Annotated in this window: 9 protein-coding genes, 1 tRNA gene and 1 pseudogene; 6 read left to right on the top strand and 5 right to left on the bottom strand. The window is 65.0% G+C overall.

Annotated elements, in window-relative coordinates; genetic code table 11:
• The first annotated feature begins 430 nt into the window (after nucleotides 1-430).
• The 4 genes from AC2VOP_RS13370 (at nucleotide 431) to AC2VOP_RS13355 (ending at nucleotide 1,842) form a co-directional block, all read left to right on the top strand.
• Nucleotides 431-685 (top strand): type II toxin-antitoxin system VapB family antitoxin, encoded by a 255-nt coding sequence (locus AC2VOP_RS13370; protein ID WP_486961419.1) that lies wholly within the window; start codon nucleotides 431-433, stop codon nucleotides 683-685.
• Nucleotides 685-1,104 (top strand): PIN domain-containing protein, encoded by a 420-nt coding sequence (locus AC2VOP_RS13365; protein ID WP_486961418.1) that lies wholly within the window; start codon nucleotides 685-687, stop codon nucleotides 1,102-1,104. Before AC2VOP_RS13370 ends, AC2VOP_RS13365 begins: the two co-directional genes overlap by 1 nt.
• 106 nt (nucleotides 1,105-1,210) lie before the next feature.
• The gene (locus AC2VOP_RS13360) at nucleotides 1,211-1,618 is read left to right on the top strand and encodes an ArsR/SmtB family transcription factor (RefSeq protein ID WP_486961417.1); all 408 of its coding nucleotides are present in this window, start codon (nucleotides 1,211-1,213) and stop codon (nucleotides 1,616-1,618) included.
• 14 nt (nucleotides 1,619-1,632) lie between these two features.
• A complete protein-coding gene (locus AC2VOP_RS13355) occupies nucleotides 1,633-1,842 on the top strand; it encodes a zinc transporter Slc39a7 (protein WP_486961416.1) in 210 nt (69 codons plus the stop codon).
• Nucleotides 1,843-1,914: 72 nt separating this feature from the next.
• On the opposite strand, the gene AC2VOP_RS13350 is transcribed toward AC2VOP_RS13355, so the two are convergent.
• Together AC2VOP_RS13350 and AC2VOP_RS13345 are read right to left on the bottom strand one after the other, a co-directional pair.
• Nucleotides 1,915-2,175 (bottom strand): GNAT family N-acetyltransferase, encoded by a 261-nt coding sequence (locus AC2VOP_RS13350; RefSeq protein WP_486961420.1) that lies wholly within the window; start codon nucleotides 2,173-2,175, stop codon nucleotides 1,915-1,917.
• A gap of 54 nt (nucleotides 2,176-2,229) precedes the next feature.
• Nucleotides 2,230-2,478 carry a type II toxin -antitoxin system TacA 1-like antitoxin gene (locus tag AC2VOP_RS13345; protein ID WP_486961415.1) on the bottom strand — a complete coding sequence of 83 codons (249 nt, stop codon included), beginning with the start codon at nucleotides 2,476-2,478 and terminating at the stop codon, nucleotides 2,230-2,232.
• A gap of 37 nt (nucleotides 2,479-2,515) precedes the next feature.
• Between AC2VOP_RS13345 and AC2VOP_RS13340 the strand changes: the two genes are divergently transcribed.
• Entirely contained in the window at nucleotides 2,516-2,929 is a 414-nt protein-coding gene (locus AC2VOP_RS13340) for a nucleotidyl transferase AbiEii/AbiGii toxin family protein (protein WP_486961414.1), read from the top strand.
• Between the two features lie 13 nt (nucleotides 2,930-2,942).
• Here the strand turns inward: AC2VOP_RS13340 and AC2VOP_RS13335 are convergent.
• From AC2VOP_RS13335 to AC2VOP_RS13325, 3 genes are all read right to left on the bottom strand, one after another.
• Nucleotides 2,943-3,017, bottom strand: a tRNA-Val gene (locus AC2VOP_RS13335).
• A 153-nt stretch (nucleotides 3,018-3,170) separates the two neighbouring features.
• The gene (locus AC2VOP_RS13330) at nucleotides 3,171-3,593 is read right to left on the bottom strand and encodes a DUF3052 domain-containing protein (protein WP_486961413.1); all 423 of its coding nucleotides are present in this window, start codon (nucleotides 3,591-3,593) and stop codon (nucleotides 3,171-3,173) included.
• 108 nt (nucleotides 3,594-3,701) lie between these two features.
• Nucleotides 3,702-4,283 carry a hypothetical protein gene (locus AC2VOP_RS13325; protein ID WP_486961412.1) on the bottom strand — a complete coding sequence of 194 codons (582 nt, stop codon included), beginning with the start codon at nucleotides 4,281-4,283 and terminating at the stop codon, nucleotides 3,702-3,704.
• A 68-nt stretch (nucleotides 4,284-4,351) separates the two neighbouring features.
• On the opposite strand from AC2VOP_RS13325, the pseudogene AC2VOP_RS13320 reads away from it, so the two are divergent.
• Nucleotides 4,352-4,815 (top strand): annotated as a pseudogene (locus AC2VOP_RS13320) (pyruvate dehydrogenase (acetyl-transferring), homodimeric type); the annotation flags it as partial.

Raw genomic sequence — 4,815 nt, 5'->3', positions numbered from 1 at the left:
AGCCGGAACCACCGAAGAATAACCACCAACCATCCGGGCCTAGGGGGTCAATTTTCAGATGCCGCCAGGGGGTCAGTTTTCACTTGCCGTTGACATCTTTGGGTTTCTGATCAACACGTGGCGACAGGAGGATGACTACCGTTGACTACCAGACTGTTTCGGCTAGGCCAGAGTTTTGGATGGCACCATCGCGGGTCACGAGCGGTGCCTTCAGTACCAGCGCGGTGGCCACGATGAATCGGTGCAAGGAGACGATGGGGATGCGGCTCGCAACGCGATCGAATACCCGATATGGGCAGCGCACGTCATGCCGCGCATTCGCCGAACTCTCGCCAGCCGGTGATGGTGACCGTCAGCGTTAGTTGATGGTGCGGTAATTCATCCGATTGTGGTGCGCTCGTGTCATGAAATCTGATGTATCGTGGCTGGCATGACTCGAATCACCGTCGACGTCAATGACGACTGGCTCAACGCCGCCCAAGAAGTGCTTGGGACCGCCACCAAAGTCGCAACCATCAACGCGGCGCTGCACACTTTCGCGCTACGCACCCAAGCCAGAAAGATCGTCGCCGCCCTCGACAGCGTCGCGATGGACTTCACCGATTCGGCGAGCACGTGGCGCTACGGCACCGGCCGCGATTTGACTCGACTCGAAGACGACGCACACGAACCCGAAGCGCTCTGATGGCCGCTGATGTCTACCTGGCCGACACCACCGTCTACGTCCTGCAGAGTCGACATCTCGTCGTCCGTCGCCGCTTCGAGGCGCTCCTGGCGGCGGGACGACTCGCAGGCTGCCAGCTGGCCGCGCTGGAGTACCTCAACAATGCCCCGGATCCCCAGGGCTACGAGGTCATCTGGGATGCGCTGCACGGACACCGCTGGATCGACGTGACCACCGAGGCCATGAACCGAGCCCTGGATGTACACCACCTGCTCGCCGTCACCAGCCAGCACCGCCACTTTCGGCTACCCGACCTGATTATCGCAGCGACAGCGGAGCTGAGCGGGGCGACGGTGCTGCATTACGACGCCGATTACGACCGCATCGCCGCCGTGACGGGCCAAGCCACAGAGTGGGTAGCAGCCAAGGGATCGCTGTAGTCCAAGTCGCCGATGCTGACGATCAGATCGTCGACCGAACCGACGTTGATCGCGCGCTACATACCCACGGTTGACACCATCTGAACCAAAAAGCTATTATCTGCGTATGCATGCGGATAGCGATAAAGCTCCGCGGCTTCCCGACGATCAAGTCGATCTGGTTGTCGAGGTGTTTCGGATGTTGGCCGATGCCACCCGCGTTCAGGTGTTATGGGCACTCACCAGTCGAGAGTTGTCGGTAACTGAACTCGCCGAACACGTCGGCAAGCCAGCGGCGTCGGTCTCCCAGCACCTGGCGAAGCTCCGGATGGCCCGACTGGTACGCACTCGGCGCGAGGGCACCACGATCTTCTACAGCATGGAAAACGAGCACGTGTGCCAACTGGTCACTGATGCCGTTTTCAACGCCGAGCATGCCGGCCCAGGAGTGCCGTCGCATCACCGCACCGGTAGCAACTTGCAGGCGGTCGCCGAGCAGGCGTTGGTCTCCAAGGGCCGACGAGTCAACGAATGAAGGGATGAAAAATCATGACACACCACAACCACGGCCACGACGAACCGCATGCGCACGAGCACAGCCACGGCGAGGTGACCCACACTCACGACCACGCGGACGCACACCACCACGACCACGTGGAGCACGAGCACGCCCACACCCACGAGGACGGGACCGAGCACACCCATCCGCATGTGCACCAGGTCGGGCTTGAGGAACTGCACACCCACGCCCACGCCTGACACCAGGCGCAGCACTACCCGTCGTGGCACACTCGTAGCACAACGGGGGTTTTGATCGTCAGGCAGTGATCCTCACGTCGGTGGGGCGAGCGCCGCTTCGATACTTGCGATTTTTTGGACGAGGAGCACGCTGTCAGGTACGCGGCGAAACCCGAGAGGTTCGTAGAAACGGGCGACACGCTCGTGCAAGGCATCCACCACGACGACCCTTGCGGCGACCGTGCTGGTGACCTCGACGATGCGGGCCAGTGCATCGGCGACCAGAATCTCGCCCAACCCTTGGCCCTGCAGGGATGTCGACAAGGCGAGCCGGGCAAGGAGAACGGCCGGAATTTCGATCGGCCCGCCGCGCCCGATTCGGCTGGGGACAGCGGAAGCGCATCCTGGTCAGTCGCGGGTCACCACATCGCGGGCGCAGTGCGCTGCCCGCGCAAGGGCGGTATTCGGCGACGGCGGAGCGTCGAGCGCGGCAAGCAACTCGTCGAAAGACTCAGCGGGCACGGTCGTCGTGGCCTCGTGCTCGCGAAGAACCCGCTCGGCCTTCTCCTCGGCCGCGGTGCGAGCGAACTCACTGCAGCGGCACGCTCGATCGCGGATTAACGACGGCACACGACCCTGACGGGCCACACCGGTCACACCTGCACCGGAAACGAGGCGGAGTAGTTGTTACCGCATGTACACCGGCAACGGCTATCCGCTTGAGGCCGTGCTGGCCGAGAAGATCGCCACCGCGATCCGTCTCGGGTCGGCGAACACCCGGGTGCGCGACTATGCCGACGTCTACACCCTCACCGGTGACCCGGCCACCGCGCATTCCGATGCTCGCGTCGCGCTGATCGCAACGGCCAGTCACCGCGGTACCGACGTCGCCGCCTTGTCGTCGGTGATCGGAAACCTGCTCGAACTGAGGGGCCGTTCGTACGACGCCTACCGCGTCGGCCTCGGACCCGCTGGCGCTGCGCTACCGCGGGAATTCACCACCGTCATGCGGGCAGTGCTCGCCTTCGCCGATCGGCTCGCCAGCCCAGCGTCTGGATACAACGGAGGTTTTGCTTTCGCATGCAATTACCCAACCACAAGCCTTTGACCTGCATTAACACTGGTGGGCGCGGACGGGATCGAACCGCCGACCGCTGGTGTGTAAAACCAGAGCTCTACCACTGAGCTACGCGCCCCGCCCTGGGCAGGCTACCCGGCGGGGTGCCGGCCACTCAAAACGCAGACGACCCGCGGCGAGCGTGCGCAAACCCGGTCAGCCCGCGGCGTGTCGGACCGGGGACTCGCACGCTCGCGCGGGTGACGCCGGCGTCAGCGGGGTGAAACCGGCGTCAGCGCTTGCCGGTGCGCATCTTGGGCTGCACCAGGCGGCTGGCGCTCCAGTCGCCGAGGCTGACCGACGACGTCGGCATCAGGCCGGCGGTGGGCGCCGACTCGGCGATCTCGGCAGGCAGCACGTGGCCGGGCCGACCAGTCTTCGGCGTCAGCACCCAGACCACGCCGTCGTCGGCCAGCGGGGCGATCGCGTCCATCAGGGTGTCCACCAGATCCCCGTCGCCGTCCCGCCACCACAGCAGCGCCACGTCGACCACCTCGTCGGTGTCTGCGTCGTAGAGCATTTCGCCGCAGGCGTCTTCGACGTCGGCGCGGATATCGTCGTCGGTGTCCTCGTCCCAGCCCCACTCCTGGACAACCTGTTGGCTGTGGATGCCCAGTTTGCCAGCGTAGTTCGGCGCGTTATCCGCCGCGACCACCGTGCGACTCCTCCTTTTGCCGTCGACCGTCCGCGCATCGTGCGCTCGGTGTCCCCGCCGCACAGCAGGACAGTATCCCACGCGAGGGATCGATCATCCTAGTAACTCTCAGTAGGCCCTGCACAGCTGCATCCCCCTCGCCCTGACGGTGTTGAGCTGATCCGTGCGGGAGTTGTACTGCGACGTCGACGCGTGACCGGCGATCGCGTCGGCCACCCCGCGCGCCGCGGCGACGTAGGAGTTGAATGCGTCGTGCAGCTCGGGTGAGAGCGTGTCGTTGATGACATGGGAGACCTCGTCGGCGCTGTGGTTGAGCGCGTCGACAGCCGGACCCTCGGTTGGGCCGGTGTCGCCACCCTTGTTGAGGGCGGAAACGTATTTGTTGACGGTCTCGATGGCGTCGCTGCTCGTCTTTGCGAACGTCACGCACGCTCCCCGCACCGCCCGCGTGGTCAGCGTCTGCTGCCGCTGAGATTCGCGCAGGCTCGACGTCGCCGCCGACGCCGACACCGACTCGGACACCCACGAGCGGTAGGCGGGTGCCGCTGACGTGTCCACGGCCGCCGTGCCGCCGATGATATTGGTGCAACCGATGACTCCCATCGCCAGCGCAGCGGCGATGCCGACCACCAAGGCAGCGGTCCGGGCGTGCACCCCCACCCACCTGAGCGGGTGCCATCCGTTCAGCACAGCGTTTGACGTTACCGGGTCCGTGTCGATGCGGCACGATGGAGGGACCACCAGCGAGGAGCAGTCCGTTGACTACCGAATTCGTGAGCCATGACCTGGCCAAAAGCCCAAGCAGCACAGGTGAATCCGACCGTGTCCGGGTGATCCGCGAGGGCGTGGCGTCCTACCTGCCCGACATCGACCCGGACGAGACCGCGGAATGGCTGGAGTCCTTCGACGAACTGCTGGCCCGCTCGGGGCCGGCGCGGGCCCGCTACCTGATGCTGCGGCTGCTGGAACGCGCCGGTGAGCAGCGGGTGGCCATCCCAGCGCTGACGTCGACCGATTACGTCAACACCATCCCGACCGAGCTGGAGCCGTGGTTTCCCGGCGACGAAGAGATCGAGCGTCGATTCCGGAGATGGATCCGCTGGAACGCGGCCATCATGGTGCATCGCGCACAGCGGCCCGGCGTCGGCGTGGGTGGTCATATCTCGACGTACGCCTCGTCGGCGTCGCTCTACGAGGTCGGTTTCAACCACTTCTTCCGCGG

The sequence above is a fragment of the Mycobacterium sp. TH-M106 genome (assembly GCF_057473765.1).
This window is presented reverse-complemented; position numbering and strand designations above follow the sequence as displayed.

What these genes read in the sequence shown, in the direction of transcription:
- AC2VOP_RS13370 (WP_486961419.1), top strand. Translation starts at nt 431, where the DNA reads ATGACTCGAATCACCGTCGACGTCAATGACGACTGGCTCAACGCCGCC.
- AC2VOP_RS13365 (WP_486961418.1), top strand. Translation starts at nt 685, where the DNA reads ATGGCCGCTGATGTCTACCTGGCCGACACCACCGTCTACGTCCTGCAG.
- AC2VOP_RS13360 (WP_486961417.1), top strand. Translation starts at nt 1,211, where the DNA reads ATGCATGCGGATAGCGATAAAGCTCCGCGGCTTCCCGACGATCAAGTC.
- AC2VOP_RS13355 (WP_486961416.1), top strand. Translation starts at nt 1,633, where the DNA reads ATGACACACCACAACCACGGCCACGACGAACCGCATGCGCACGAGCAC.
- AC2VOP_RS13340 (WP_486961414.1), top strand. Translation starts at nt 2,516, where the DNA reads ATGTACACCGGCAACGGCTATCCGCTTGAGGCCGTGCTGGCCGAGAAG.